The sequence below is a fragment of the Pedobacter petrophilus genome (assembly GCF_009674725.1).
Classification (GTDB): Bacteria; Bacteroidota; Bacteroidia; order Sphingobacteriales; family Sphingobacteriaceae; genus Pedobacter; species Pedobacter petrophilus.
The window spans coordinates 1-523 of sequence record NZ_WKKH01000125.1 but is presented as its reverse complement, the minus strand read 5'-3'; the positions used below and the strand labels follow the sequence as shown (position 1 = coordinate 523).

The window sequence follows — 523 nt, the reverse complement described above, 5'->3', positions numbered from 1 at the left end:
CCTTGGCATAATAGGTCAGGTTAGACCGAAGATATTCAAACCTGGGATCTTTATAGGCTGGACTTCCTATGTGAAATTTGCCCATTAGTAACGGGTCCTCCATTTGCAGAAGCTCCGAAATTGGAATCTCACCGGCCTCCAGTTTGGATATATATACCTTAACAGTATTCTTGCTGATGCCTAGGTTGCGCGCGATGCTCTTAATGGAATCACCCTGCTTGTGGAGGCGTAATAATTGTTTGATCTGACTCATTGCTTTCGATTTTCCGGCCATCTTACGCTACTTTAGGTAAAAGATTATTACCTAAGTAAGCCAAATCAAATTAAAGAAGGGGGTCAACATGCTCCATTAGAAACTGCATTAATGCAGATCAAGAGGGGTCAATATGCTCCATTACAAAATCTTTAATACCCAAGGGTGGGGTCAGCATCAGCCGGAATGTCAGTAAAAGCTTTAAATGGTTTTACCGTAAACCGGAATTGGAAAACATAATTGGGGGGTCAACATGCTCCAGAATATCCA

Annotated in this window: 1 protein-coding gene; it reads right to left on the bottom strand. The window is 42.1% G+C overall.

All coding sequences use genetic code 11. The annotated features are described in order from the left end of the window. Positions 1-274, bottom strand: a 274-nt coding sequence (locus GJU39_RS23325; protein ID WP_154283384.1) for a helix-turn-helix domain-containing protein, incomplete at its 3' end; no start/stop codon positions are given. Between the last annotated feature and the right edge of the window lie 249 nt (positions 275-523).